This window comes from Enterovibrio qingdaonensis, assembly GCF_028683135.1.
Lineage (GTDB): Bacteria > Pseudomonadota > Gammaproteobacteria > Enterobacterales > Vibrionaceae > Enterovibrio > Enterovibrio qingdaonensis.
Window position 1 is genome coordinate 1 of record NZ_JAJUBB010000001.1, and the last position, 26413, is coordinate 26413.

Consider the following 26413-nt stretch of genomic DNA (forward strand, 5'->3'; position numbering starts at 1 on the left):
TTGTAGAAATACGGTGCTGATAACTACAAGGCAGCTACTTTGTCTTTTTGCAGCGATAATTGAGTCTCTAAACCTTTTGCCAAACGTGTAACGGCAACTTTTAGATCATCGGGTTTTGCGTTGGTGAAATTCAGTCGCAGTGCTGATTTTGTCGAACTGTGATCGGCATAGAAAACAGGGCTAGGAACAACGGCAACGCCATTACTCAGCAACGATTTTGCCAGTGCAAATGTGTCACAAGCTGGCAGTGTTACCCAGACGAACATCCCACCATCAACCCCTTCGACAATGCAGCCATCTGGCAGTTTAGCTTTCAACTCGGCATACAAAACGTCATAACGAGATTTGTACAATACTCGGATGGACTCAATATGCTGGTCAAAATCTTGATGCTCTAACAGGCCAAGAAGCAAGGCCTGCATGGGAACGCTGGAGTGAAGATCTGCGCCTTGTTTGATTTTCACCAAGGGTTCTAAATATTGGCGTTTACCTGTCACTATCCCGATGCGAAGTCCTGGGGACGCAATCTTAGAAAATGAACGAAGAACGATAGAATGCTGAGGACAGAAATCCGACACTAACGGCAAGGCATCGCCAGTAAAGCGAAGCTCACGGTATGGCGCATCTTCAATTAGAGCAACGTTGTATTGAATGCAAAGCTCGGCAACTTTTTTTCGCGTTGGCAAAGACCAACAAATACCTGTTGGGTTGTGGAAATCAGGAACGGCATAAAACATTTTTGGCGCGTGTTTAACAAAACATTCTTCAAGTGCCACAAGATCTGGTCCCGTTTCCGTTTGCGGGACGGAAAGCATGTTTGCCTGTACTAAGCCAAACACCTGCATTGCTCCCAAGTAGCTAGGTGCTTCCATTACTACTTTGTCGCCTGGGTTGACGTAAGCGCGCGCGATCAGGTCTAGCCCTTGCTGTGAACCCGTACAGGCCATTGCCATATGGGAATCAGGTAGTTGAAAGTATTCGCGCAAGAAAGCGAGTAGCGGGCCATACCCTGCAGTTTCTCCGTATTGAAAAACGTGCGGCATTTCAGAAAGCTGCTCAAGCATCGGCTTCATAAGGTCGATAGGAAACGTTTTTTCATCAGGCAGACCACCAGCAAGTGAGATGACGTTTTTATCGGAGGCGGCCGCGAGAATTTCACGGATATAGGAAGAGGGGGTTTGCTGAAGCGATTGCGCGATTTCCATATTGATTTCCTGAGTACATCATCTGTGTTTCAGAAGATACTACTCCTTGTTGCCAGTAATGAGATGTCCATTTATGCTATTGGATATGTCCATTTATGCTTTTATCACATGACGCCACAGCACATATCACGTATTAACGACGTGTTGTATTACATCCATAAAGATATTGCCCGAGAGCTTCCCGCCCGAGAGCTTGCCGATGTGGCTGCCTACTCTGAACATCACTTTCACAGAGTGTTTAAAGACGTAGTAGGAGAGCCGATTCATCAATACATCAGAAGGACAAGAATGGAGTATGCGGCGAATCAGTTGATGTTTGAACCATCATCTTCCGTGTTGGATATCGCAAACAAATGTGGATTTAGTTCGGTGTCGTCGTTTAGCCGCGCGTTTAAGTCCACGTTTCGTGTATCGCCAGGGGAGTGGCGGAAACATGATCTTCAAACCGCAGAAAAGCCTTACCTTACGGATCCCGAAGTCGCAGCGGGCTACCTCAGAGTGACTGCATGCCCCTTACCAGAACCTAAAATCCTCGATATACCCGAAAGGTTTGTCGCTTATATTCGCCATACTGGATACAACAGAAGTATTAAGAATACATGGCGTGTATTGTCTGCATGGGCAAAACATGAGGGCAGGGATGTAAGTATGCAATTTGGATTGCACCATTCGAACCCTGCGTGGGTTGCGTTAGAACAGTGTCGGTATGTGGCATGCATTGAAATTAGTAAGCCTATCAAAGTGCGGGGTGTGGTGAATCAACTAGTGATACCCGGTGGACTGCATGCAGTTTTTCATTTAACCGGTGTCTATGGAGAGCTGTTGCCTCAGATTAGCAAGATTTTGGAGCAGTGGTTGCCACAATCAGGATTTAAGCTTGGTGCAACACCTGCTTATGTGCATTATCAAAACAACCATTTCCTCAATGACAATGAGCGGTTTGAGTTGGATTTCTATTTACCCATTGGGTTCTTCTAAAAAATGTCCGCCTCAAAAGGGGCGAAGAGGCGGACGAATTCCTTACTTCTTAATGACGTTACTTAGCCGGTTTTGTGAAAACGTACTGACCAATAACCAGCAATTCAATGTCTGTGGTAAAGAAGGTCATCACTGCGTCATTTAGGCTCGACACGATAGGTTTCCCCATCACGTTGAGGCTAGTATTGATGATCACGGGAACACCGGTGATCTTTTCAAATGCTTCAATGAGTCGATACACATGGATGTTTCTTTCCTTTGTGACGGATTGGAGTCGCCCTGTATTGTCAGCATGGCAGACAGCGGCAACGGCCTCTCTGACTAGGGGTTTAAAGGTGGCAACTTTTTCCATGTATGGCGTGTCATGGTAGTTCTCAAAGTATTCATCACCACGATCAGCTAAGACCATTGGCGCAAACGGGCGGAATGGTTCACGGAATTTAACGGCGGCGTTGATTTTGGTTTTCATCTCCGCCGTTCGGGAGTCAGCCAAGATAGAACGGTGCCCCAATGCGCGAGGACCAAATTCGGCTCTACCTTGCACCCACGCAACGACTGCACCATTCGCCATTTTGTCGGCGACGTGGGGATAAAGGTCGTCCCATTCCATTTTTTGAACGTTGGAAATGCCACTTTTTTCGATAAAGTTCTCGACGTCTTGCTCACTGATGGCATCACCAAGATAAGGAGACTGCTTAATGTTTTTTATCTGTTTGTCTGGGAAGTCCTGTTTTACAGCCAGCAATGCCGCACCAACAGCGTTGCCGTCATCGCCTGGCGCGCACGGAACAAAAATATCGTTAAAAGGCGTTTTCTCAATCACTCGACCATTAAACGATGAGTTAAGCCCACACCCGCCGGTTATCACGATATTCTTCATGCCTGTCACATCGTGAACATGGCTCAGTACTTCGCTCATCAGTTCGCTAAAATGGTATTGCGCTGTAAAGGCAATATCTGCAGATTCTTCCGGAAACTGTGAATAAGGGCGGGCGTATTGTCTGAGCGTTTTCAATGCCTCTGAGGAACCTTTGGGCAGGACAACGTACCCATCTTTAACCGCAATATGTTTGCGGAACAGTGCTAAAACCTCTTCATTTAGCTTTCCATAAGGTGCAAGTCCCATGACTTTCCACTCTTCACCAGAGTCCATGGCAAAGCCACACAAACGGCAAACAGTTACGCCATAAAACACGCCAAGGCTAGCTGCAATTTGGTTCAGCTCTCCTGAAAATTCAGGCTTGGGGAGTTTCTCTAATTTATTGTTTTTATATATGAAGATGGATTGCGCGGAGTCTTCTGCATAACCATCCATAACCAAACATGCTGCCTCATCGAAAGGACTGGAGTAACAAGCAAATGCAGCATGGGTTGAATGATGGTCGAACTGGCGAGTGTCGGTTTTAAGGTTCAGCGCCATAGAGGCGCGCTTTGTACCGCCGCCAGCCATTTGGATGTTTGGAAGAAAAACATCATTCATGTTGGACATTTGTACGCCCAGAAAAATAGCTGCGACGTCACGATAAGCTTCATCATAGTCTTTCAACGAGATACGCTGGATTTCCTGTGCCATTTTTTGTGGCGTATCTTCTGGCCAAGATTTACAGATGGTGAGTTGTGTTGCTTCAGGTGCGTATTGTTTTATGAGGCGAATGATTTTGTGTGGTTGATCAGGGGCGAGACTAAAGCCTTGCTTCGTCTGCGTGTCCCTTTCAACAGCTTGTGCATATAACACCTTACCGTCGTCATTAACGAGTGCTAAAGCGTTGTCATGTCCGGTGCAAGATATCCCTAAATACATAGTTTCCCTCAGCCATTGCTATTATTGTCTTGAATTCTGGATGCTAACGCTCGAATCGTAAGGCGTCCAAAATCCAACAGCTATACGCATCGCAAATTTGGTCAGATAGTTAGGCTATTTATCAAGGATGTTTGAGTAATTAGACATATCGCGCAGCAGAGTTGCAACGCAATGTTACGCAGGGGGAAAACTCAGGCAGTTCTATCACCGACCTTTTTTGGGGTTTTATGATTCTCTGAGAAAAATAGGGAAAGGGGCAGGAAAAGGTGGCACAGATAGAAAAATAAAACCACCCGAAGGTGGTTTAGTATCAGAAGGAAATCGCTCTGCGACCCGAGCTCGATCTTGGCGTATCTTCAATGTCTTTTTTAACGACTTTTTTAGGGTCGTTTGACGGTTTCGTTTTTTTCTTGTCTTTGTTGTTACGTGGGCTTAATTCTTTAGCTGGTTTAGCTGGTTTAGCTGGTTTAGCTGGTTTAGCCGCCTTGGGTTTCGGCTCCACTTCTAACGGTGGCGTATCACAAAGTACGACGTAAAATTCTTCGTTGAATGCAATGACATCGCCATCCAGAATTTTTCGTCTTTTGCGTGTCTCTACTTCGCCATTAACGATCACATATCCTTCGCTGATTGCGGCTTTTGCTTCACCACCGCCACTTACTGCGTTAGCGATTTTTAACACTTTGTACAGCTCAATAGGCTGACTGGATACCTCAATACCGAGGGCTTCAACTTCAAATTCTTCGTGGGACATTTTTAATTGCCAATGACCGTTGTAACGTATCGTTGGAGTGTATACGCAAACACGTGCCAGAGATAGCGATATCGAATGTGTACTGGCGCACGTCATTTTGACTATTTGTCATTGTTTGTTCTTCACAAAAACAAAGGGCTGCAGCTAAATCGCGCTTTTTTCATATGCATTGAGTTGAAATGTGATCTCTCGAGCATAAGTGAGGCGAGATTCGCTTGAAACTTGAAATTTAATGTAATAAAACTAGATTCAACGTGATGACGAACGGAACTTGTTCCAAAATCGACAGTCATATGTTTAGCTAGTTTTTTTGCGCGAACGAGTAAAGCACTCCCGGAAAAAAGCTCCTCACGATGATTTAGAGGAGACCTGCCAATCAGTAAGGCAACGCATTGAACTAGCGTCTTTTAATCTATCAGGAATGTGATGCGTAGCAGAGGTCATAAAATCTTCGCTAAAGCGATTAACCTGACTAAAAAAAGAGGTGTTATATGAATAATAAAACCCGACGCCAGTGGTTCTACCATCAAAATAGATCGCAGAAAGCGCGTCCAATAAAACTGCGTTAATCGCAAAAATCCAGAAACGCCAACCGGCGTTTCTGGTTAAATCCCTCCCTAATTCTCCTGAATTCTTCTCTAAACTCAAAAATATTGAGGCAACTGTCAGAATTTTCTGCATAAATTCAGTTTGAAACCATACTTATGGCTAAACTTTACTGAGTTGTTGCACGTAGGCTGGCATTTGGTTGTAGTTAGTCTCTTGCTTTGTGAATAGGGGAGTCGCGAGTGCGTTCTTCACCCAAAACGCTTGTCGGGAGAAAAACATGAATGTTTTGTCTTGGGATAACATTTCCAAGCTTGCTGGACAAACAGTTCAGCTAATTGATGGCGCAGAGAACGAATACGATATTCTTTGTGAAGACGTGAAAGAACTGGCTGGAAATGGCACATCACTGGATGGTCGTTTGGTGGAGCACTACAGCATCGTTCTGGCTGCACCAGAAGGCGTCGAATTTCCACAAGGGAACTACCTGATCTCTCATCATTCGATGGGGCAGCAGATTCTTTATATGCATCCTGCTCGAGATAACCGCTATACCATTACCATTAATACTGAAGCGTAGTGCCGAGGAGTTATCGATTTCATTCCTCAATTCGCGCAATGCTTTGTATGAACGGCTCTTTACTGATTTAGGGAAGAAAGAGCGGTTAGTCGCGGTGGACGCTTTATCTTTTCTCCATGCTTTTTCTTCTGCGTTAAATGCCAATGTAATGGTTTGTCGACAACGCCTATGAAACCTTGCTTTGAATTGCACGCATTGGCCTATTGCGAGCGTGTCTATCCTTATGTCGTTTGGGTAGAAAGCCAGCAGACGGGTAGCTAAAGGCGTGAATTAATAACTGTCTACGTAAATTCGTTGGTATGATACCAACTCTATGTAGTGTAAAGGTTAGGGAGAGTATGCGACGTATTCTTAGGCAATTCTCGAGCGTGTGTATTTTTGTCATCGGATTACTTTGCTCGAACGTCGCCTTTGCTAACGATAATGTATTGGTCTTTGCTGCGTCTTCTATGACGACTGCACTGAACGAAATCGTCGAACAGTATGAAGCCAAAACCGGAGAGAAAATCACGGTTTCTTATGGCTCATCTTCTGCCTTAGCGCGACAGTTGGCTTATGGTGCACCCGCTGACATGTATATCTCAGCCAATGAAAAGTGGATGGATTATGCTATTGAGCAGGGCGTGATTGACGCATCCACTCGAACTGATTGGGTACGAAACTCACTGGTGTTGGTAGCGAACAAACACTCGCAGGGGGAGGTGACACTAACACCGCCTTCTATATTAAGTGCTATAGGTAATAGCCGCTTAGCCATTTCAGACCCTAATCATGTTCCTGCAGGGATATACGGCAAAGAGGCTCTTGAATACTTAAACCTATGGACTCAGGTAGAAAACAAACTTGCATTTTCGAACAGTGTAAGAGCAACGTTGGCTTTGGTTGAACGAGGCGAAGCACCGCTAGGTATTGTTTACTATTCAGATGCCATTGCATCATCCAACGTTAATTTAGCAGCAACATTTCCAGAACGCTCCCATGTTCCCATTGTCTTCCCCAAAGCGATGTCTGTGCATGCTAAGCCAGAAGCAGACGCTTTTTTCCGCTATTTAGACAGTGATGTGTCGTTAGGTATCATGAAAAAGAATGGATTTACTGTTCCTGCCATTGCTGGGGGGCGTGACTGATATGTTTTTAACGCCTTTAGAATGGCAAGCCCTGCTTCTTAGCTTGAAAATTTCGTCGGTTGCTGTGGCAGTGAGCCTGCCTTTTGGCATAGCGCTAGCTTGGTTGCTGGCGAGACGTGATTTTGTGGGGAAGTCGTTACTAGATGGTGTGATCCACCTTCCTTTAGTCTTGCCTCCTGTTGTTATCGGCTATTTACTTCTCGTAGTGATGGGAAGGAGAGGTCCAGTCGGAAGCTGGCTTTTCGATACGTTTGGTGTCTCGTTCTCTTTTAACTGGAAGGGCGCGGCATTGGCCTCGGCTGTTGTTGCGTTTCCATTATTGGTCAGAGCCATTCGTTTATCGATTGAACTGGTTGATAAACGATTAGAAGCCGCAGCTCGAACACTTGGGGCATCGCCGTGGCGTGTATTTTTTACCGTTACGTTGCCACTGATTTTGCCGGGTATCGTTTCAGGTTTGGTGCTGGCATTTGCGCGAAGCTTGGGTGAGTTTGGCGCAACGATAACTTTTGTGTCGAATATTCCTGGCGAAACGCAAACCATTCCACTTGCTATGTTTTCATTCATTGAAACGCCCGGTGCTGAGCAAAGCGTAGCGAGGCTGTGTGTTATTGCTATTGCCATCTCCTTAATCTCTTTATTTGGTTCGGAATGGCTTAGCCGTAGGATGAAACGTAGGATGGGGCAGCAATGATCACGCTCGATATCCAGATGGCGCACGATGCGTTTTCTCTTTCTATTGATGTGAATATCCCTTCAAAGGGGATCACCGCAGTATTCGGGCGCTCAGGTGCAGGCAAGACCAGTGTCATTAATGCTATTGCTGGATTGGTTACGCCAACTAACGGTCTAATTCGCGTTGGAGAGAAAACACTTTTTGATAGCAACAATAAAGTGAATCTTCCTCCTGAATCGCGACGCATAGGCTATGTGTTTCAAGATGCGCGCTTGTTTCCGCATCTATCCGTTGCCAAAAATCTAAAATATGGCCAGAGAAAAGGAAGCATCGATAAGCTCAACGAAGTAACAGAGCTTCTTGATATTTCACACTTACTCAAACGTCATCCCTCTGAGTTATCTGGTGGTGAGAAACAGCGAGTTGCGATTGGTCGCGCGTTGTTGTCTGATCCAGAACTGCTAATCATGGATGAGCCCACTGCATCATTGGATGCTCCTCGACGTCAGGAATTAATTTCATATCTACTGAAACTGACGACGTCGTTAAATATCCCTGTGATTTACGTGAGTCATAGTCTCGATGAGATTCTTCAACTTGCTGATCACATGTTATTGCTGGCTGATGGGAGTGTCGTTGCTAATGGCACTTTGCACGAAGTGTGGGGCTCTGCACATATGCGTCCTTGGTTAAATGTAAAGGAGCAAAGTGCACTTGTGACGGCAACTGTTGTTGGCAAGCACCCTCGATACGACATGTCTCAGCTCAATTTAGAAGGTGAGGCTTTGTGGGTACAAGAGGTTGGAGAGCCGTCTGGCACCACGCTAAGATTGCGCGTTTTTGCCAATGACATCTCGATTGTTAAAGCTAAACCAAGTGACACCAGCATCCGAAATATCATTCCTTGTACAGTTGAAGATATTACAACCTTGAATGACCAATTAGGGTACCGCCAAGTCGCATTGCGAGTTGGCAAAGAGGTGCTATTAGCGAATGTGACAGAATGGGCGATCGATGACTTAGCGCTTACCTCAGGTGATAGGGTTTTCGCACAGTTGAAAGGGGTGAGTGTCGCGAAAACTGACTTTGCACAGAGCCATAGCAATTTCTGACAATTTATCTGCACAGTGACGGTTAAATTTCAGTAGAATCTGCCGATAACCTAGTATGCGCTGGAGTAGCTCGGCATTTTGTTTGTACAAGTGGTTAGGGTTAACGCGCGATACAAAAGCAATAAATGTTTCTTTGGGTAGTTTGGAAGCTCGAGTTGAGTGAAAGGCCCAAAGAGAATATGTAGGAGGAATGAATGTTTGCTTGGCTAACTGGCTTGTTTAACAGAGAGTCGCTCAAATCTACAGATTGGGTGAAGAAGCTTATGCTAGCCAACAAAACGGGTAGTTACGGCAAATATAGAGAATATTACGACAAACACGTTACCCGTATTCACAAGTCGTATCATAATGACTTCAACCGATTTGAACGGTTTGCGATTCAGAATTATAAAAAGAACGATCAGCGCGCATTTATGGCGATTAAAACGGCAATGTATGCGCACAAAACCGGCCAGATTAAAGTGGCGGCATGCTTGACTGCTTCGGTGGTGAACTTCAATAAGGTTCTCGTTGAAAATAGAGATGTGCAATTGCATCCTCGGCTGGTGAGGGCTGCGATGTCGCTTCACAAACAAATTGTGGAAAGTCACGCCAAATCTAGAAAGAGAAAACTTGAAAAAGCCTGAGTATTCAGGCTTTTTTTATACGTGTAATAAAAGGAATGCGAATTTTCTTACACGCGAATTTTCTGTCTTTAACGCCTTTACACGTATTTGGGAGCGATCTAGGTATGGACTATCTGGTTAAACTGTATGAAAACGCATTTCTCGACAGTAGCTCAGCGACGCTACCTTTCGCTATACGTAAACCCATTGGCCCTGAGAAGGCCGCAGTGATGCGTTGGATCACTACGCATTTCAATGAACATTGGGCCAGTGAGGCGGAGGTGGCAATGTTGTCAGGAAATAGTTTGTTTATTGCGGTTGATGGGACAAGGTTACTCGGTTTTGCGTGTTTCGATGGAACGGTAAAGGGGTTCTTTGGCCCCTTGGGTGTAGACAGTGCCGCGCGAGGACAAGGTGTTGGAGAGGCTCTCGTTAAGTCCGCTCTTATCGCTATGCGCCTTGAAGGATATGCCTACGCAGTGATTCCAACAAGCAGCCAGCAATACTATCAAAGATTTTTAGAGCTCATAGAAATACCGGGCTCGCAGTTTGGTATTTATAGAGATATGTTGACTTAAAATCTCATATATAACATATGCTTGCATTGACTATTGGGTTGTTGTTAATGCGGTTAGGTTTGAAATGTAATTAGAGTTCGAACTAAAAAGTGATGGAGTTCACAAAGAGGAACTGCTAAGGTGCCGCCCCTCACGTACTTTGTGAGAGCACAATGACTTTTAAATTACTACTCAGTGAACGAAAGCTGACTTCTACGTTAACGATCAGTTTTTTCGTCTTGTTTTTATTCGCTGCGCTGATCGACCTTTCTGCTTTTTCGGAATTTATCGCCAAGCTTTCTTCTCAAGCTTCTGCCACATTCGGCCAGTTTTGGCAGTGGCTCATGCTATGCAACCTGATTCTTGCGTTGGCAATCGCCTTTTCAAAGGCGGGTTCGTTGAGGCTCGGTGGCTTGCCTCAAGCCAATATCAGCCGTTTTAGGTGGCTTTCAATGATTATGTGCACATTGCTTGCCGGCGGCGGTGTGTTTTGGTCTGCTGCTGAACCTGTTTTCCACTTTATTTCCCGTCCTCCCGCTTTTAATGGTACGTCTGATAATGAGACTGCCGTTGTCCAGCAAGCACTAGAACAAAGTTTCCTGCATTGGGGCTTTTTGGCTTGGGCGGTGTTAGGGACACTCGCAACCATTGTGCTCATGCATGCTCACCATGTGAAAGGGCTGAAACTTCGGCCAAGGGCATTGCTTGCGCCTCTCTTCGGTGATCGACTAGAAAACCATTGGTTTGGTGCCGTGGTTGATGCTTGCTCAATTATTGGTGTAGCGGCGGGAACCATTGGTCCTATTGGATTTCTTGCCAGTCAACTCGGTTATAGCATTGAATCTCTCACCAGCCTTGATAATACCCTGTCACTGCAAATTGTATTGCTACTGGCTATCGTGTTTATGTATTCGATGTCAGCCTTCTCCGGCATGGATAAGGGGTTGCAATGGCTTTCGAAAGTGAATGTGTTGGGGGCGATTGCTCTGCTGGTTTGTGTTTTGGTTTTGGGGCCGACACAGTTTATTTTTGGCACATTTACTCATGCTTTCGGAGACTACCTAGTAAATTTCACCGCGTTGAGTGTGGGTGATTTCAACACAGAGTGGATGCAAGGTTGGACATGGTTTTTCTGGGGTTGGTTTATTGGTTTTGCGCCAATGATGGCAATCTTTATCGCAAAAATTTCTGAAGGCCGGACTATTCGTGAATTGATTCTGGCAATCAGCATATGTGCACCAATTGCGACAAACTTCTGGTTTAGTGCGTTGGGTGGTACGGGGATATACTTTGAACTCACGCAGCCGGGTGCGATTTCTGGTCCCTTGTCGGGAGCGGGTCTGCCCGCCGTGCTTATTGCGATGCTGCAACAATTGCCGCTGCAGGTAATCTTGGTTCCCGCTTTCCTTTTGCTCACTACAACATTCGTTGCAACAACGGGTGACTCAATGGCGTTCTCCATTGCGGTAGTGACGTCTCAGCAATCGACACCGTCTAAATGGCACCGTCTGTTTTGGGCGATTATGTTAGGCGTGGTAGCGGCGATTCTGTTACTGGCGGGAGAGGGAAGCCTCAATGCGCTGCAGTCTTTTATTGTTATTACTGCAGTGCCTGTTTCGCTTCTTATTGCCACAACGCTGTTGTGTGCGCCTATGACGGTGAAACGCATGTTGGATGAGCGGAATGTCCACGAAAATCACACGCTCATTGCGTGTGATTGATCATACATAAAACGCATCACCGCGATATTTTTCGCGGTGATGTACTCACCACAGAGACGACATGTTATTTAAATAGTGTGTGTAATTTTCTAAGTCTTCTTGTGTGTCGATGTCGATGTAGCACTGATTGATATCTACGATGTGAACGAGGTGCATTCCATCGTTCAAAAGGTGTTTTGCACCGCTGTCTCCGTGAAGCCGTTTCAGCTCTGCAAACATGGTTTTCCCAGCGATAGCCGGGACACCGACGGTATCTCGATACTGGCAACAGACAGCATCACACACATGTTCGTCAAATACCTTCAATAGCAATGCAATGCTATCGCCACTCACTGCGGGCTGGTCGGCCAACATAAACAAAATAGCATCGTAGTCGTTTTCTAATTGCGCGGTGGCGAAGGCGATGACATCGCCAATTCCTTTTTCCCAGCAAGGTGCAAACACGATGCTGGTGTTCCAATTATCCTCGAGACACTTTTGCTGTATGGCGTCGTGCCAACGCCCAGTATAAATGTACGTATCAACATCGACTTCACTGAGAGCGTTAAGAGGAAAAGCAATAAGTGGTTGATCATTGATAGGTGCGAGTGATTTACAACTACCAAAACGGCTGGCTGCGCCTGCAGCCAAAATTACAGCAGCGAGTTTTGTCATTCAGTCACTTTCCACTCAAAGAGTTAGCGTCGGCTCCGTTGAGCACGGCGATACATTCTGAAAGAATAGAAATTGCGATACCTTCTGGCAATGCCGCGCCAAGATTTAGCCCTGCGGGACCGTAAACTTTACAGGGCAGGTCGGTGTCAATCACGCGAGCGAGTGTAAACACCTCATTTCTTCGGCGATCCGGCCCTAATAGCGCAATGTAACTCAAAGACGTGGATAACGTACTTTCTAGCACAGCGGCATCGAGTTCAAGGTTGTGCGACATGATGACCAATGCATCGACATGTTTGTCGTTGCAGTACTGACTGAGTGTTCGTGCATCACTTCTCATAAACGTATCTATGTCTGTAAAGCGTTCCGGCCGTGCGTTTGCCGGCCTAGGGTCCCAGAGTGATACTTGCCACCCTATAGTCTTAGCCAAGGATGCGATGGGTTGAGCGTCTGCTCCTCCGCCAGCGATGAGTAAATGTATTGGAGGCTGAATAAAGGTCGACAGCCAGTGCTGGCCCTCCCTTTGAATCGATGTGCCAATCTTGTGTTTGTCACTTAGCATTTGATGTGCCTCAGACGTGGGTTCAAACTCACCTTGAGATTCCCCATTTATTCGCTGCATGTAGTGGCCAGATAGGCGTAGCTTGAGGCTGGTATAGAGCTTATCCAAAGCTAAATAGCGATTTTCTGTCGTGATAGGATGAAGGCATATGTGAACAGTTCCGCCACAGCCTATGCCCAATTGGTATGTGATGTTTTCTTCATCTTCACTGTCATAGGTGAGCGTCATGGGTTTGTTGTTGTTCATGACCTTCTTGGCTTGACGTTGTATGTCAGATTCAAGGCACCCGCCACTCAGCATACCAAGCTGCTGTCCCTCCCCTGAAAAAAGCATCATCGCGCCAGCTTTTCGATAGCAGGGACCCTCTGTTGAAAAGACGGTACCAAGCACCCACTCAGTACTGTCTTTTTGAGGAAACCATTGCGATAGCAAGTGGTAGATATGGTGAGACATTCGCGTCCTTTATTCGGTCATGACAACGACAGAGGCAAGTTGTGTAGCCGCTTACCTGTGGCTGCAAACACCGCATTTGCTATGGCTGCGGCAATCGGTGGTGTGCCCGGTTCACCGACACCGGTTGGCGGTTCGGCCGAGGGAACAATATGCACCTCAATTTCCGGCATTTGTTGTTCTCTTAGCACGAGGTAGTCATGAAAGTTAGATTGTACAGTTCCACCCTCATTTAATGTGATTTGGCTGAGAAGGGCAGGAGAAAGCCCAAACCCAATTGCTCCTTGCATCTGTGCTTCTATGATATCGGGGTTAATGGCGACGCCACAGTCGACGGCACACACGACACGCTCTACGATAATTTGTCCATTTTCAATCGATACTTCAGCGATTTCAGCCACGTAGCTTTTAAACGATTCATGGACAGCCACACCTCGTCCTTTTCCTTTGGGTAATTGTGCTCCCCAATTCGCTTTTTCTGCGGCCAGTTTAAGTACGGCTTTGTGGCGAGGATGCTTCTCAAGCATGGACAGCCTATATGCCACGGGATCTTTCCCTGCTTTTACTGCGAGTTCATCGATAAAGGTTTCAGTGGAAAACGCGTTGTGGGTGTGGCCGACGGAGCGCCACCAAAGGACAGGGACCGGAAGTTGCGTGGTGTGGAGCTCCACTGAAAAGTTTGGAATGTCGTAAGGCAGGGTAGACGCGCCTTCTACTGAACTGGCATCGACGCCATTTCGAACCATAAACCCTTCAAACGCCGTGCCTGCAGCGATGGATTGGCCAACGATTCGCTGTTGCCATGCTTGCACATTCCCTTGTGCATCGAGCGATGCTCTGATTTTTTGAACATACATGGGACGGTAATATCCGGCCCGCATATCATCTTCACGGGTCCAAATCAGCTTGATGGGGACACCTCGCATTTCCTTTGCGATTGAAGCGGCTTCGACAACATAGTCAGAATGTGGATTACCACGACGCCCAAAGCTGCCGCCAGCAAACAAGGTATTGATGGTGACTTTGTCTGGATGGATATTTAGCACGCTGGCAACTGCGAATTGATCAAGGGTTTGTAGCTGCGCGCCGTACCACAATTCAGCCTTTTCTTTATCGGCAACAATGACACAGTTCATAGGCTCCATGGGAGCATGGGCAAGGTACGGGAAGTAATATGATGCCTCGACCACATCGCCGGACTGGTCGAGAATCGTGGCAGCATCGCCATCGTTACGTGCGGAAGCCCCTGGCTTATTGCTGAGCGCGATATATTCTTTTTTCAGTTCATCAGTACTTTTGGTGAATCCCGAACGATCCCATTCGATGACAAGTTTATCCCTGCCAACTTTGGCACTCCAAAAGTCTTTGGCAACAACGGCGACACCGCTGGAGATTTTTATGACATCGATAACGCCGGGTGATTTTTTTGCATCACTTGCGTCAAAGGACTTAACGGTTGCACCAAACGACGGTGGGTGGGCAACCAAGGCGGTACGCATTCCTTCCAATTGGACATCAATGGTGAACGTCGCAGTACCATTACTTTTGCCATGATCTTTGCGAGTCGTCCCAGACTTACCGATGAGTTGAAACTGGCTCGGATTTTTTAACGAGACCTGCTCATCAGTCGGTACAGCTTGTAACGCAGCGACTTCTGCCATTTGACCATAAGTTGCAGACCGCTCAGAGGCTAAATGAGAAATGACGCTGTTCTGGGTGGTAATTTCGTGAGCGGGAACTTGCCATACTTTAGCTGCCGCATTCACCAGCATAAGGCGGGCTTTTGCGCCAGCATAGCGTAATTGTAAGAAGGAATTGGCAATGGCGGTACTGCCTCCCGTTCCCTGAACGGTTCCAAACAAAAGGTTATTGTATTGCGATGCGTTGGCGGGGGCTGACTGGGTGACAACCTTGTTCCAGTCCGCATCAAGCTCTTCCGCCGCGATAGTCGCTAAGCCTGTTGTAACGCCCTGACCCATTTCGAGATGCTTGATTACAATCGTGACGCTGTCGTCATTCCCAATACGGATAAAGGCATTGGGTTCAAACGAAGTCCCAGCGGTTTCTTCTGTGCTAGCCATTGCTTGCGGCAAATGAAGGCCCAACGTCAACCCTGCTCCAGCCGAGGAAAGGATCTTGATGAAACCGCGGCGCGATGTTTCAGTGAGCGGTGTGTCAAATCGATTTGGATTCACATAATGCTGCATAAAATCACGCATTCGAGCCTCCTGCCTGTATGTTTTTTGCTGCCTCTTTAATGGCAGACTTGATGCGAACATAGGTGGCACAGCGGCAAATGTTTCCGCTCATTGCTGCGTCAATATCCGTATCTGAGGGGGAGCTATTGGTTGCCAGAAGTGCGGCGGCTGCCATGATTTGACCTGATTGACAGTATCCACACTGGGGAACCTCGAATTTCTCCCATGCCGTTTGGACTGCATGGGCAGCAACAGATTCGATCCCTTCTATGGTTCGAATCTCTTGACCTGCTACCGCTGAAATGGGAGTCACGCAAGATCGGATAGGTTGTCCTGCTAAATGCACGGTGCATGCGCCACATTGCGCGAGACCACAGCCGAATTTTGTTCCTGTAAGCTTGAGGTTGTCTCTGATTACCCAAAGAAGCGGTGTGTCTTTGGGAACCTCGAGATCGTATGGTTGACCATTTATCGTCACTGAAATGCCCATTTCAAACTCCTTTTTTATGTCTATGGCAAGAAATGGAAACGACATGTTTTGGAAAAGACAATTTGCTTCACAGCATTTCAACTATGACGTGAGATCGGTGGGGTTGTCATAAAGATGTTCCTGAGTTCTTGCCTAATTCTCCGAAAATTCAGGAAATCGTCACTATTAGGACGATTTGGCTGCCATAATTCTACAAATTGCATGGAGGGAGAGAAGCATGATAATTGACCAATCTTTGGTAAACAAAGTGTTCGATTTAGCCAAATCAGAAGGCGTAACCCCGACGGCTGTTTCGACGTTAAACGTTTACGTATCATCAAACGAAATCCCCCTAATGCCGATGGTGCTTCAGCCCGCAATTTGTTTTGTTCTTCAAGGGAAGAAAAAGGTGGTTGCGGGGCGAGTGCACTACGAATATAGCCCCAATACGTATCTGATTAATTCAGTGATTCGACCGGTCGAAGCGAGTGTCTTGGACGTAAATAAGGATCAACCCTATGTAGGACTTAGTTTGGGCATTGATCGCCATGTCGTCGGGCAGTTAATGATGGAAATGAACCGATGGGATCACGAGACTAAATACGTCGAGCAAGCGACGTTAACCCAATCTACGTCTTTAACCGTGCCGATCTCTAACGCGCTGGAAAGGTTAGTTAATGTCCTTTCGGAGCCGATGGACTGTGACATCTTAGCTAGTTCAATCTGCCGAGACTTGTACTATCAAGTATTGAAGGGACCGTGCGGTGGTTTATTGAGAAACAGTGTGAGTCACCATGCTGGTGCGAATCGCATTGCGCCTGTCGTGCACTACATTGAGCAACACTTTGAACGAAACATTGATATTGAAGAGATCGCAGATGTGGCGGGAATGAGTGTGTCCTCGTTACACGAGCATTTTAAACTGGTCACGTCAGTGTCGCCTATGCAGTATGTGAAGTCGCTTCGGCTTCACAAAGCGAGATCAATGCTATCGCAAGGGTATCAAGTCTCGGAGGTGTGTTTTGGGGTTGGATACAGCAGCCCATCACAATTTAGCCGAGAGTTTAAACGCTACTTCGGAATCACCCCAAGTAACGCGAAATCCAGTGTGGCCACGATAGGCTAATGATGATATTGATTTGCAGTAAGCACAATGTGATGGACTAAAATTCAAACCTCACATTCATATAAAATTGCTCTTTATATAGTCCATTGGCACGATACATTACCCCGACAGATAGCGCATCTGTAGAATGGAAACGTCCGCCAAGCTCAACAATACTTTTTGTGTCATCGGAATCGAAGGCGACCTGCCCAACAACCGCCGTGACTTCTATTTGAGGCATAACCCAAGCTCGAATACCGACATTAACCCCATACGCCAGTTCGCCAAAATCATGCTTATCGTCTTCAGGAAATTTCACTGAGTAGATACGTGCATCACCATGCAAGTCAACAAATCCGTTAATTGGCGCTTGAAAGCCTGCACCCCCTGAAATAATCCAGTCCCCTTCAAATTGGCTACTTGCATTAACCACAAAATGCGCACCATCCATAAATGCAAGGCGACCCGTGCCGGCAAGGCCTGAAGGATCGGCAGTGAAACCTATTTCAAGGTTGGTGTAGTTAAAATTGGTTGCCATCGCATTCGTACAACTCATTCCCACTGCGACCATCAACACTTTGGTTAAAAGAGATATTGGTTTCACGCGTTGTCGCCCTGTTTACAATCAGTTACATGGTTTCGAGTGTAAAAGCAGGAACCCGAAAAATTTAGTTGTGATTCGAATAACTTTGATGCTCGTGGCAAAGTTATTCATATAAAACTCGTCACTTATCAATTTTTTGCAACACGATGTGATATTGTTGCACGAAAATTTCTGTTCCAGCTCCGATACCGTGCGGCGTAAGGTTTACCGTTCAGCACGGGTTCGCGTTTTAGGCTTTTGTATGCTTTCAACTCACAATGCTCTCATGATTCAGGGCACAACTTCCGACGCAGGTAAAAGCGTTCTCGTGGCGGGCCTTGGACGAGTCCTTGCACGAAAAGGTGTCTCTGTTGCGCCATTTAAATCTCAAAATATGGCGCTAAACAGTGCTGTCACTGCAGATGGCGGGGAGATCGGTCGCGCGCAGGCTTTCCAAGCTTTCGCGTGTGGTGTTGAGCCAAGTGTTCACATGAATCCTATCTTGCTAAAGCCAGATTCGGATTGTTCTGCACAGGTCATCATTCAAGGCAAAGCGTCGGTCTCTATGCAGGCCATTGGGTTTCAGGCATACAAGGAGTTGGCTATGGGGCCAATTCTTGAATCGTTCAATATTCTCCAAGATAGATTTGACTGTGTGCTGATTGAAGGAGCTGGCAGTCCTGCAGAAGTGAATTTGAGAGAGCACGATGTCGCCAACATGGGTTTTGCAGAAGAAGCAGATGTTCCCGTGATCATAGTGGCAGACATCGATCGAGGTGGGGTATTGGCGCATTTACTTGGGACTTTAGAATGTTTGTCTCAATCTGAAAGAGAGCGTGTGATCGGCTTCGTTATTAACCGTTTTCGTGGTGACCTTGAGCTTCTTAAACCGGGACTGAGATGGCTAGAAGAGAAGACCGGAAAACCCGTCCTCGGTGTCGTTCCCTATCTGCAAGGACTCAACCTCGATGCTGAAGATGCGATCGATGTAACGCAGAACATTGATGATTCACAACCTGTGTTGAATGTGGCAGTTCCGGTGTTTCCAAGAATAAGTAATCACACTGACTTTGATGCGTTGCGGTTCCACCCAAACGTGAATTTACAATTCGTTGGGCCGGGAGAAAAAATACCTGGTTGCGATTTGATTGTTTTGCCAGGCAGTAAGAATGTCATCTCTGATCTTACCGCATTGCGTGAATATGGTTGGGACAAGGCCATTGCAAAACACCTGAGATATGGTGGAAAGGTGATTGGTATTTGTGGTGGGTATCAAATGCTTGGTCAATGTATCCGCGACCCTCATCAGATTGAAGGCAGCATTGATTTGGCACAAGGTTTGGGCTTTCTTGAAGCGGAATCCGTTATTGAGAAAGAAAAGGTGCTGTTGCAGAAAGAGGGGCGTATCTCGCTAAACGGTCAGTCAGTGAATGTGGTGGGTTATGAAATCCACATGGGGATCACTACAACAGTGGGTGACGCTGTGATCGTTACTCAGGAAAGTGTTGATGGTTTAGTGAGTGCAGACAACAACGTATTTGGCACCTATTGGCATGGGCTGTTTGATTCCCCTGATGCGTGTTCGTTAATCCTACGGTGGGCTGGGTTGGATTCACAGTCTGGCATTGACGTTATCGCGGAAAGAGAGAGAAGTATTAATGCGTTGGCCGATGCGCTGGAAGACTCAATCAATCTACAAATGATATGGGGATGACATAGTCCGTTAAGATTTCTTTGTCAATGTTTATGTGCAACATAAAAGTTGCCAAAGTTGTAAAATTACGTTTGCACTCTATGCGGATTGACGATAAGTTAAAGATGAATGTAGGGATTACACGTTATTTGTTAAACGCAAAATAACGAGAAGTATAAGCAAGGTGAGATAATGAGCTTTCATAAAACAGACGATGTACGCATTAGCAATATTAAAGAACTTCTTCCTCCAATTGCGGTTTTAGAAAAGTTTCCGGCAACAGAAAAAGCGTCTGAGACTGTTTTTAATGCTCGTCAGGCTATTCATAATATTTTGAATGACAAAGATGACCGCCTTCTGGTCATTATTGGTCCATGTTCTATCCATGATCCAGTTGCGGCAGTAGAGTACGGCGAAAAGCTAAAAGCCCTTCGTGATAAGCACGCAGATAAGCTTGAAATCGTCATGCGTGTTTACTTTGAGAAACCACGCACAACCGTTGGCTGGAAGGGGCTTATTAATGACCCTTACTTGGATAACAGCTTTAAGTTGAATGATGGCTTGCGTATTGGTCGTAAGCTACTGCTAGACATTACCAACATGGGCTTGCCGACTGCAGGTGAGTTTTTGGACATGATCACGCCACAGTACATGGGTGATTTGATCAGCTGGGGCGCAATCGGTGCACGTACGACTGAATCTCAAGTTCACCGTGAGTTGTCATCAGGGCTTTCTTGTCCGGTTGGATTCAAAAACGGTACGGATGGGAACATCAAAATTGCGACCGACGCAATTCGCTCAGCTGAGTCTCCTCACCACTTCTTATCGGTGACCAAGTTTGGCCATTCAGCCATCGTAGAGACGGCGGGTAACGAAGATTGCCATATTATTCTTCGTGGTGGTAAAGAGCCTAACTACTCGGCTGAACATGTTTCAGCGATCATGTCAGAGTTGGAATCGGCAAACTTACGTTCAAAACTGATGATTGACTTCAGCCACGCGAACAGCAGCAAGCAGTACAAAAACCAAGTTGTCGTTGGTGATGATGTCGCGAACCAAGTTGCGGGCGGGAACGATGCAATCTTTGGTGTCATGATTGAAAGTCACATTGTAGAAGGCCGACAAGATCTTGTAGACGGTAAAGCACCTGTGTACGGTCAAAGTATTACAGATGCTTGTATCGGCATGGATGATACGGAAAAGGTACTTCAACGATTGGCTGATGCGGTTCAAGAGCGTCGCAATAGCAAATAATCAGTTGAACGAAAGTTTAAAGGCCGCCAATCATGGCGGCTTTTTTGTTTTTTCTGATGGTAGTGAAAGCGTTTTCTTTCTAATTTCTTGGTCACTCCCAATGCGTTACAACACTGCGATAGAAACCGAATGATTCATAGATGAGACTGGATTGCAGTGGTTTGCAAATTACTAATAGATTTGTCACTTTAACGGAAAATACTGAGTAGGTCAGGGAAATCAGTAGATAATAGTGACTCAATGTCTTAACCCATGTAGTTACAGGATACTTTGGTTGGGTTTAAAACATAAAGCCAAAGAAAGGGCTTTCAAAATGAAAAACTAGAGATAAATCTCGCGATATGTCTATTTGTAGAGCTTCGCGTTAACTGGCTACTATCGTGTTACGTATTCACAATTGATTAACATAGGCCATGTCTCAGATAGATGTAACGTCCAACCCAGCGTCGGACTCGCGCGCGCAAGTACCCATTGTACAAAAGGGAGCTTATGGTGCAGGTACGCTGACATTGAACCTCTTGCCGGGAGCACTCGGTGTTTTCTCTTTCTTCCTGATAACTGCTTTCGGCATGGATCCGTTTTTGGCAGGTTTATTGGGTGGTTTACCTAGGCTGTTTGATGCGATTACTGACCCTATCATGGGCTTTATCACTGATAACACGAAATCACGCTGGGGTAGACGGCGCCCATACATCGTTGTTGGCGCAATCCTAAGTGGCGTTTTCTTTGCCATGCTTTGGCAATTAGATCCTGAAGCATCACAAGAGTATAACTTCTGGTATTTCCTCATTTTCTCTTTGATCTTCACCATCGGTAACACCATGTTTGCAACGCCTTTCGTTGGTCTCGGCTACGAAATGACCTCTGATTACAATGAGCGCACACGTTTGATGGCGTTTGCAAACACGTTAGGTCAAGTTGCGTGGATGATTGTGCCATGGTTTTGGGTATTGATTGCAGACCCTGACCTCTTTAGTAGCCAAGCGGAAGGCGTGCAGCAACTCTCTTTGTTCGTTGCAGGTGCGTGTATTACATTGGGAATTATTCCTGGTTTATTCTGCAAAGGCATTGATGCTTCTGATATGGGTAACCGTGCGGAAATTTCGGTATCAACGATATTCTCTAACCTCAAAGAGGTGTTCAGAGGTATAAAGCAAGTGTTCAAGAATGGCCCTTTTGTTCGCTTATGTGCTGCGACGTTTCTCGTGTTTAACGGCTTCCAATTGGTATCATCATTCGCATTTTTCATTATAGTATTCCACATGTTTGGTGGAGATTATGGCGCAACTGGAACATGGCCAGCTTGGTTTGCAACGGTCAGTGCCATTGTGACAGCATTTGTGGTTATCCCTGTTATTACTGTGATGGCGAATAAGTGGGGTAAGCGCAAAGCGTTCATTATTTCTACGGCTATCTCTATTGTTGGGTATTCTTTGAAATGGTGGGGCTTTGATCCAAGCAATCCGTGGATGATCTTTATGCCGATTCCACTCATGTCATTTGGTATAGGCGGTCTGTTTACCTTGATGATGAGTATGACAGCCGATGTGTGTGACATGGATGAGCTCGAAAATGGCATGCCGCGTAAAGAAGGAACGTTTGGTGCTATTTATTGGCTAATGGTGAAAATAGGTCAGGCTCTAGCTCTGATTCTGGGTGGTTTGGTCTTGAAGCTGATTGGCTTTGATCCAGGTTTGAGCGCACAGTCTGCTGAAACCATCACTCAGCTTCGCATAGCAGACATCATCATTCCTGCATCAACCGCATTTCTCGCTATTCTTGTCATGTGGAAATATGACCTGAGCGAACAGAAAGCGCGGGCGATTAAAGATAAATTGGTTCAGCTGCGTGGTGAACTATAGAGAAGATTGAGTTAAGGCTAGAAAAGGCGAGCATGACGCTCGCCTTTTTGTTTTCCGTTACTTTAACCCGTTCATATCTCGTATGATTTGTTCGAAAATTTTGCTCGAAACATCAATTAAAGCGTCAGGGAAATCATAACGGGGATCATGTAAGGGGGGATGATCAGAGCCACTGCCTAACCCAAAAAATGCTGACGGCCATTCTTTAGAATACTCGGAAAAGTCTTCAGACCATCGAATGGGATTGTCCAAATTTACGTAGTCAAACCCCAAATCTTTACAGGCTTGGCGAAGTAGCATATTGGCTTCACTGTGGTTAATAGTGGCGTTGAAGCTATCAACCCATTCGATGCTTAGATCCAACCCATCTCGTTCAGCATAGAAACTTGCTAGTTGCTTTACTTGCTCACAGAGCGCAGAAAAACACTTATTGCTATCGCTACGAAGTGTAACAAACAGTTCACCGGTTTCGGGGGTGGTTCCGAACGCAGGTTTTCCCAGCTGAACGTGAACGATAGTAGCGAGAGTGAAGCCTTGAGAAATCGCCTGCGGCAATGCTTCCACATCGAGCATTAACTCGCGAATAGCAGAGGTCGGGTTAATCGCCGTCTCGGGGTAGGCTGCATGGGCCGTTTTCCCGACAAAACGAATCGCGACACCAGTAGACGCGCAGGCGAAAGTGTTATTGCGACATAATATTTGGCCGAGAGGGTACCCAGGCACATTGTGGTAGCCAAAAGCGTAATGAAACTTGGTTTTCTGCCAAGATAGGTCTTTCATCATGGCTTTTGCGCCTTGACCGTTCTCTTCAGACGGTTGAAAAATAAGGGTCACCGAGCCACGCTGCAATTCGGTTAGGGACAATTTGTAAGCGAGAGCCATCAGGCTCGCGGAATGCCCGTCATGTCCGCAGGCATGCATAACACCTCTAACGGTTGAGGCATGCTCGTGACAAGGTATTTCATGGATAGGTAGGGCGTCGGTGTCGGCGCGAAATAGCAAGTGAGGTCCGTCTTCTCTACTTTCAAACTTAACCACAACCCCATATCCACCGATATCTGATAGTGGATCCAATCCAAATGACGACAGCGTTTTTACTATTACATCTCGGGTGTTTTTTTCGGAGCCCGATAGTTCCGGGTGCTTGTGAAGGCGATGACGAAATAGGATAGGGTTGAACATGACACCACCTGGTTGCGGAAAACGAACGTCATACTCTACTCGGACGGTTGGCGTAATTTTGTGATGAAGATCTACTCTGTTTAGGTTTCAGATCAGAGTTGTCATTATCTAAATCTGTGCATGATCTCGATAAGATTGATTTGCAAAGAAAAACTGTATTGGCAAGCATTTCACCTACCAATACAAACGCTTAGCGGTTACTTTTTGATGCCTTCTACATGGAGTTCTAAGTCTACGTAGCTAGAAGGTCCAACGACGTTAATGTCGTAGTCAGCAAGTTCTATGCGTGTTGTGCCGTCAAAGCCGGCACGGTATCCGCCCCACGGATCTGCACCTGCCCCAATGAAACTAGCATCAATGGCGATAGGGTTGGTTTTACCGTGAAGTGTTAGATCCCCATTGATAGTCAGTGTGCCGTCTGCGTTCTGAACGACGGATGTGCTTTTAAACGTCGCTGATGAATATTTAGATGCATTAATGAAATCATCACTGCGAAGGTGTTTATCGCGTTCAGCGTGGTTTGAATCCAAGCTGGTTGTATCGATATTGACAACGACGACGGAGTCTTCCACATTCTCAGGGTCATAAGAAAACTCACCATTGAAATCATTAAAACGGCCTTTGATAAAGCTGTAGCCTAAGTGAGGTACTTTGAAATTGATTGATGCGTGTGCACCTTCGGTATCAATCACATAATCTTCAGCCATTACTGATGTTGCGAGTGTCGCGGCGCCAAAACCTAACGCAAGAATTGCCTTCTTCATACTGTTCTATCTCCAATCATTTTCCGTAATGTATTGTCTTTATCAATGAAGTGATGCTTGAGTGCAGCGAGTGCATGTAATGACGCTAACGCAATCAGCGCATAGGCTGCGTAATAGTGAATACTTCCAGCAATATCAGACTGATCAGGGAAGAGTTCGCCAAGAGCAGGTACTGAAAACCAGTCGAAAACGTCGATGGGACGACCGTCTGAGGTGGAAATGAGGTAGCCTGATACAAAAATAACAAACAGCAACACGTAGAGAGTATGGTGAGCAGCATGCGCAGCAATCTTCTCAATACGCGATCCTGATATATCAGGTGCTCCTTTCATCGCTCGCCAAAGTAGGCGGAACAGAGTAAGTGACAGCAATAGAATCCCCACCGACTTGTGCCAGTGCGGTGCAGTTTTGTACCACGAACTGTAGTAGGTTAGGTCGACCATCCAAAGCCCCACTGCAAACATACCAATTACCGTAATGGCAGTTAGCCAGTGTATGACTCTCAATGTCAGATTATATTGCGCTGGGCTTTCCATTAACGAAACGTATCCTAGTCATTCATTGATAATGAGAAGTATATGTATCTAGATTTACTTTATAACCGTCTTCACTAGAACGACTTGTTCGAAAAATTAGAATGAACTTTAATGAAGGGAATCAACCTTGCACATTTTGGTGCTTATTCGACGATAAAAACGGTACCGGATTAAGGTACCGCTGAGGATATTTAAGCAGTAAGCGCGTGCGTAACGGCCTAATCTTCTTTCTGCCAACTTAAACTTAGAGAGACAGAATCAGCGAAACGCAAGGCGTGAGGCTTATCTATCGTGACACGAGAAAACGTTACCCAAGGATGCTCTATTGTGATTTCGAGTACGCTTGAAACGAGTTTTTCTAACAAGAGAAATCGCCCATTTTCGACGTGGTCGATGATGGCTTTGGTGATTGTTTTGTAGTTAAGGGCGTCGTTAACGTTGTCGTTATAGCACGCCTTGTCACCAGGGTAGTGGATTTCCAAGTTAAGTATCACGTCCTGCTTTTTCTCTTGCTCTTCAGGGTTGAAGCCAATGTAGGTACGTAGACGAAGGTTAGTAATAGTGATAATGGCATTCTGCATAATGTTCGTCCCTGTTATTTGAGTGCCCGGCCGCCGTCAAGGTTGACGCTCTGGCCTGTCATATAGGTGCTGCTGAGAATGAATTCAACGGCATTCACGACTTCTTGTTCACCTGGTGCTTGTCCCATCAATGATTTGGACAATGCCTTTTCTCTATAAGCATCATCATCATTTTCATTAAACATGATCAATGCAGGAGCAATGCTATTTACTTTTACACCGGGGGCGAGTTTTTGTGCAAAAGAGAGAGTCAGATTCTCAAGCGCAGCTTTACTCGCTGCATAGGCAATGTGTTTAGCACTGCCTTTTCTTACGACGTAATCGGTAAAATGAATGATATCGGCAGATGATTGTGAAGATAAGAACGGCGTCAGTGCAAGGTTAATGAGATAAGGAGCCTTCACATGAACTTGCATCATTTGCTCTAGCAATGCGGCGTAGTCATCTGTGTTTTTCTCACAGTTCCAGTCAGATGCGTTGTGGATAATGGCGCGAATCGTATTGTGGTTTTCTGCTACGGCTCTGGAAAACTGATGAATGCCTTTGTCCGTCGCGAAATTCGCAGGGATACATTCAACACCGAGGTTTTTCAATTCAGTCACTCCTTGACGCTCTGTGCGATAGGAAACGACGACAGAGAACCCGCGCGCTTTGAAGTGTTTAGCCAGTGCAAGACCGATTCTTTGCCCTGCGCCAGTTATAACGATCGTTTCTTGCTCCATATATTCCTGTTCCAGCGGTATTAGCGTTTCTCAATACGAAGTGAAGCTGAGAAAGATCACCCGATAAAGATTAAAATCAGTGGCTTACAAAATAGTAGCAGAAGAGGTTTGACGCTGATGTACAAGAAGTTGGTAA

26 protein-coding genes are annotated in these 26413 nt (G+C 46.0%); 12 read left to right on the forward strand and 14 right to left on the reverse strand.

Annotated features, from left to right (window positions below; genetic code table 11):
- Window positions 1–23: 23 nt before the first annotated feature.
- Window positions 24–1205: an aminotransferase-like domain-containing protein gene (locus tag LRP49_RS00005; RefSeq protein ID WP_274139339.1), complete on the reverse strand. Its 1182-nt coding sequence runs from the start codon at window positions 1203–1205 to the stop codon at window positions 24–26.
- Window positions 1206–1313: 108 nt separating this feature from the next.
- Here LRP49_RS00005 and LRP49_RS00010 point away from each other — a divergent pair, with 108 nt between their 5' ends.
- A complete protein-coding gene (locus LRP49_RS00010) occupies window positions 1314–2183 on the forward strand; it encodes an AraC family transcriptional regulator (protein ID WP_274139340.1) in 870 nt (289 codons plus the stop codon).
- A 58-nt stretch (window positions 2184–2241) separates the two neighbouring features.
- Here the strand turns inward: LRP49_RS00010 and LRP49_RS00015 are convergent, their stop codons facing one another.
- The 3 genes from LRP49_RS00015 to LRP49_RS00025 form a co-directional block, all read right to left on the reverse strand.
- The gene (locus tag LRP49_RS00015; RefSeq protein WP_274139341.1) at window positions 2242–3984 is read right to left on the reverse strand and encodes a carbamoyltransferase family protein; all 1743 of its coding nucleotides are present in this window, start codon (window positions 3982–3984) and stop codon (window positions 2242–2244) included.
- Between the two features lie 310 nt (window positions 3985–4294).
- Entirely contained in the window at window positions 4295–4738 is a 444-nt protein-coding gene (locus LRP49_RS00020; protein ID WP_274139342.1) for an RNA-binding S4 domain-containing protein, read from the reverse strand.
- 348 nt (window positions 4739–5086) lie between these two features.
- Window positions 5087–5419 carry a hypothetical protein gene (locus LRP49_RS00025; RefSeq protein WP_274139344.1) on the reverse strand — a complete coding sequence of 111 codons (333 nt, stop codon included), beginning with the start codon at window positions 5417–5419 and terminating at the stop codon, window positions 5087–5089.
- 145 nt (window positions 5420–5564) lie between these two features.
- Here LRP49_RS00025 and LRP49_RS00030 point away from each other — a divergent pair, with 145 nt between their 5' ends.
- The 7 genes from LRP49_RS00030 to LRP49_RS00060 all read left to right on the forward strand — a co-directional run bounded on the left by LRP49_RS00030 (window position 5565) and on the right by LRP49_RS00060 (window position 11662).
- Window positions 5565–5864, forward strand: a complete 300-nt coding sequence (locus LRP49_RS00030) for a DUF6916 family protein (protein ID WP_274139346.1) — start codon at window positions 5565–5567, stop codon at window positions 5862–5864.
- Between the two features lie 338 nt (window positions 5865–6202).
- Window positions 6203–6991, forward strand: a complete 789-nt coding sequence (gene modA, locus LRP49_RS00035) for a molybdate ABC transporter substrate-binding protein (protein ID WP_274139347.1) — start codon at window positions 6203–6205, stop codon at window positions 6989–6991.
- A 1-nt stretch (window position 6992) separates the two neighbouring features.
- Window positions 6993–7685 carry a molybdate ABC transporter permease subunit gene (gene modB / locus LRP49_RS00040; protein ID WP_274140072.1) on the forward strand — a complete coding sequence of 231 codons (693 nt, stop codon included), beginning with the start codon at window positions 6993–6995 and terminating at the stop codon, window positions 7683–7685.
- A complete protein-coding gene (gene modC / locus LRP49_RS00045) occupies window positions 7682–8779 on the forward strand; it encodes a molybdenum ABC transporter ATP-binding protein ModC (RefSeq protein ID WP_274139348.1) in 1098 nt (365 codons plus the stop codon). Before modB ends, modC begins: the two co-directional genes overlap by 4 nt.
- 194 nt (window positions 8780–8973) lie before the next feature.
- Window positions 8974–9405 carry a hypothetical protein gene (locus LRP49_RS00050; RefSeq protein ID WP_274139350.1) on the forward strand — a complete coding sequence of 144 codons (432 nt, stop codon included), beginning with the start codon at window positions 8974–8976 and terminating at the stop codon, window positions 9403–9405.
- A 104-nt stretch (window positions 9406–9509) separates the two neighbouring features.
- Window positions 9510–9962 (forward strand): GNAT family N-acetyltransferase, encoded by a 453-nt coding sequence (locus LRP49_RS00055; RefSeq protein ID WP_274139352.1) that lies wholly within the window; start codon window positions 9510–9512, stop codon window positions 9960–9962.
- 152 nt (window positions 9963–10114) lie between these two features.
- Window positions 10115–11662, forward strand: coding sequence for a BCCT family transporter (locus LRP49_RS00060; RefSeq protein ID WP_274139353.1), 1548 nt, complete (start codon window positions 10115–10117; stop codon window positions 11660–11662).
- Window positions 11663–11707: 45 nt separating this feature from the next.
- Here LRP49_RS00060 and LRP49_RS00065 read toward each other — a convergent pair whose 3' ends face one another.
- The 4 genes from LRP49_RS00065 to LRP49_RS00080 are packed head-to-tail and all read right to left on the reverse strand — an operon-like array spanning window position 11708 to window position 16016.
- Entirely contained in the window at window positions 11708–12316 is a 609-nt protein-coding gene (locus LRP49_RS00065) for a nucleotidyltransferase family protein (RefSeq protein WP_274139354.1), read from the reverse strand.
- Between the two features lie 4 nt (window positions 12317–12320).
- Window positions 12321–13331, reverse strand: a complete 1011-nt coding sequence (locus LRP49_RS00070) for an XdhC family protein (RefSeq protein WP_274139355.1) — start codon at window positions 13329–13331, stop codon at window positions 12321–12323.
- Window positions 13332–13348: 17 nt separating this feature from the next.
- Complete coding sequence (locus LRP49_RS00075; protein ID WP_274139356.1) at window positions 13349–15547, reverse strand: xanthine dehydrogenase family protein molybdopterin-binding subunit; 2199 nt, start codon at window positions 15545–15547, stop codon at window positions 13349–13351.
- Window positions 15540–16016, reverse strand: coding sequence for a (2Fe-2S)-binding protein (locus tag LRP49_RS00080; RefSeq protein WP_274139358.1), 477 nt, complete (start codon window positions 16014–16016; stop codon window positions 15540–15542). Before LRP49_RS00080 ends, LRP49_RS00075 begins: the two co-directional genes overlap by 8 nt.
- Window positions 16017–16233: 217 nt before the next feature.
- On the opposite strand from LRP49_RS00080, the gene LRP49_RS00085 reads away from it, so the two are divergent.
- Window positions 16234–17121 carry an AraC family transcriptional regulator gene (locus tag LRP49_RS00085; protein ID WP_274139359.1) on the forward strand — a complete coding sequence of 296 codons (888 nt, stop codon included), beginning with the start codon at window positions 16234–16236 and terminating at the stop codon, window positions 17119–17121.
- Between the two features lie 37 nt (window positions 17122–17158).
- On the opposite strand, the gene LRP49_RS00090 is transcribed toward LRP49_RS00085, so the two are convergent.
- On the reverse strand, window positions 17159–17704 hold the full coding sequence (locus LRP49_RS00090; RefSeq protein WP_274139360.1) for a hypothetical protein: 546 nt from the start codon (window positions 17702–17704) through the stop codon (window positions 17159–17161).
- 241 nt (window positions 17705–17945) lie between these two features.
- On the opposite strand from LRP49_RS00090, the gene LRP49_RS00095 reads away from it, so the two are divergent.
- From LRP49_RS00095 to LRP49_RS00105, 3 genes are all read left to right on the forward strand, one after another.
- Entirely contained in the window at window positions 17946–19397 is a 1452-nt protein-coding gene (locus tag LRP49_RS00095; RefSeq protein WP_274139361.1) for a cobyric acid synthase, read from the forward strand.
- 171 nt (window positions 19398–19568) lie between these two features.
- Window positions 19569–20630, forward strand: a complete 1062-nt coding sequence (gene aroG / locus LRP49_RS00100; RefSeq protein WP_274139362.1) for a 3-deoxy-7-phosphoheptulonate synthase AroG — start codon at window positions 19569–19571, stop codon at window positions 20628–20630.
- Between the two features lie 413 nt (window positions 20631–21043).
- Window positions 21044–22492: an MFS transporter gene (locus tag LRP49_RS00105; protein ID WP_274139363.1), complete on the forward strand. Its 1449-nt coding sequence runs from the start codon at window positions 21044–21046 to the stop codon at window positions 22490–22492.
- A 57-nt stretch (window positions 22493–22549) separates the two neighbouring features.
- Here LRP49_RS00105 and LRP49_RS00110 read toward each other — a convergent pair whose 3' ends face one another.
- The 5 genes from LRP49_RS00110 to folM form a co-directional block, all read right to left on the reverse strand.
- Complete coding sequence (locus LRP49_RS00110; protein WP_274139364.1) at window positions 22550–23674, reverse strand: amidohydrolase; 1125 nt, start codon at window positions 23672–23674, stop codon at window positions 22550–22552.
- A gap of 197 nt (window positions 23675–23871) precedes the next feature.
- A complete protein-coding gene (locus tag LRP49_RS00115) occupies window positions 23872–24438 on the reverse strand; it encodes a YceI family protein (protein WP_274139365.1) in 567 nt (188 codons plus the stop codon).
- On the reverse strand, window positions 24435–24974 hold the full coding sequence (locus tag LRP49_RS00120) for a cytochrome b (RefSeq protein WP_274139366.1): 540 nt from the start codon (window positions 24972–24974) through the stop codon (window positions 24435–24437). The genes LRP49_RS00115 and LRP49_RS00120 overlap by 4 nt, the downstream gene beginning before the upstream one ends.
- A gap of 218 nt (window positions 24975–25192) precedes the next feature.
- The gene (gene folX / locus LRP49_RS00125; RefSeq protein ID WP_274140073.1) at window positions 25193–25558 is read right to left on the reverse strand and encodes a dihydroneopterin triphosphate 2'-epimerase; all 366 of its coding nucleotides are present in this window, start codon (window positions 25556–25558) and stop codon (window positions 25193–25195) included.
- A gap of 11 nt (window positions 25559–25569) precedes the next feature.
- Window positions 25570–26277, reverse strand: coding sequence for a dihydromonapterin reductase (gene folM, locus LRP49_RS00130; RefSeq protein ID WP_274139367.1), 708 nt, complete (start codon window positions 26275–26277; stop codon window positions 25570–25572).
- Window positions 26278–26413: the final 136 nt, after the last annotated feature.

Coding starts and splice junctions, on each gene's coding strand:
- modC (WP_274139348.1), top strand. CDS start 7,682: ATGATCACGCTCGATATCCAGATGGCGCACGATGCGTTTTCTCTTTCT.
- LRP49_RS00025 (WP_274139344.1), bottom strand. CDS start 5,419: ATGCAGAAAATTCTGACAGTTGCCTCAATATTTTTGAGTTTAGAGAAG.
- LRP49_RS00095 (WP_274139361.1), top strand. CDS start 17,946: ATGCTTTCAACTCACAATGCTCTCATGATTCAGGGCACAACTTCCGAC.
- LRP49_RS00020 (WP_274139342.1), bottom strand. CDS start 4,738: ATGTCCCACGAAGAATTTGAAGTTGAAGCCCTCGGTATTGAGGTATCC.
- LRP49_RS00120 (WP_274139366.1), bottom strand. CDS start 24,974: ATGGAAAGCCCAGCGCAATATAATCTGACATTGAGAGTCATACACTGG.
- LRP49_RS00085 (WP_274139359.1), top strand. CDS start 16,234: ATGATAATTGACCAATCTTTGGTAAACAAAGTGTTCGATTTAGCCAAA.
- LRP49_RS00075 (WP_274139356.1), bottom strand. CDS start 15,547: ATGCGTGATTTTATGCAGCATTATGTGAATCCAAATCGATTTGACACA.
- LRP49_RS00060 (WP_274139353.1), top strand. CDS start 10,115: ATGACTTTTAAATTACTACTCAGTGAACGAAAGCTGACTTCTACGTTA.
- LRP49_RS00070 (WP_274139355.1), bottom strand. CDS start 13,331: ATGTCTCACCATATCTACCACTTGCTATCGCAATGGTTTCCTCAAAAA.
- LRP49_RS00115 (WP_274139365.1), bottom strand. CDS start 24,438: ATGAAGAAGGCAATTCTTGCGTTAGGTTTTGGCGCCGCGACACTCGCA.
- LRP49_RS00110 (WP_274139364.1), bottom strand. CDS start 23,674: ATGTTCAACCCTATCCTATTTCGTCATCGCCTTCACAAGCACCCGGAA.
- LRP49_RS00050 (WP_274139350.1), top strand. CDS start 8,974: ATGTTTGCTTGGCTAACTGGCTTGTTTAACAGAGAGTCGCTCAAATCT.
- modB (WP_274140072.1), top strand. CDS start 6,993: ATGTTTTTAACGCCTTTAGAATGGCAAGCCCTGCTTCTTAGCTTGAAA.
- LRP49_RS00105 (WP_274139363.1), top strand. CDS start 21,044: ATGTCTCAGATAGATGTAACGTCCAACCCAGCGTCGGACTCGCGCGCG.
- LRP49_RS00030 (WP_274139346.1), top strand. CDS start 5,565: ATGAATGTTTTGTCTTGGGATAACATTTCCAAGCTTGCTGGACAAACA.
- aroG (WP_274139362.1), top strand. CDS start 19,569: ATGAGCTTTCATAAAACAGACGATGTACGCATTAGCAATATTAAAGAA.
- LRP49_RS00080 (WP_274139358.1), bottom strand. CDS start 16,016: ATGGGCATTTCAGTGACGATAAATGGTCAACCATACGATCTCGAGGTT.
- LRP49_RS00065 (WP_274139354.1), bottom strand. CDS start 12,316: ATGACAAAACTCGCTGCTGTAATTTTGGCTGCAGGCGCAGCCAGCCGT.
- LRP49_RS00010 (WP_274139340.1), top strand. CDS start 1,314: ATGACGCCACAGCACATATCACGTATTAACGACGTGTTGTATTACATC.
- LRP49_RS00015 (WP_274139341.1), bottom strand. CDS start 3,984: ATGTATTTAGGGATATCTTGCACCGGACATGACAACGCTTTAGCACTC.
- LRP49_RS00055 (WP_274139352.1), top strand. CDS start 9,510: ATGGACTATCTGGTTAAACTGTATGAAAACGCATTTCTCGACAGTAGC.
- folM (WP_274139367.1), bottom strand. CDS start 26,277: ATGGAGCAAGAAACGATCGTTATAACTGGCGCAGGGCAAAGAATCGGT.
- modA (WP_274139347.1), top strand. CDS start 6,203: ATGCGACGTATTCTTAGGCAATTCTCGAGCGTGTGTATTTTTGTCATC.
- LRP49_RS00005 (WP_274139339.1), bottom strand. CDS start 1,205: ATGGAAATCGCGCAATCGCTTCAGCAAACCCCCTCTTCCTATATCCGT.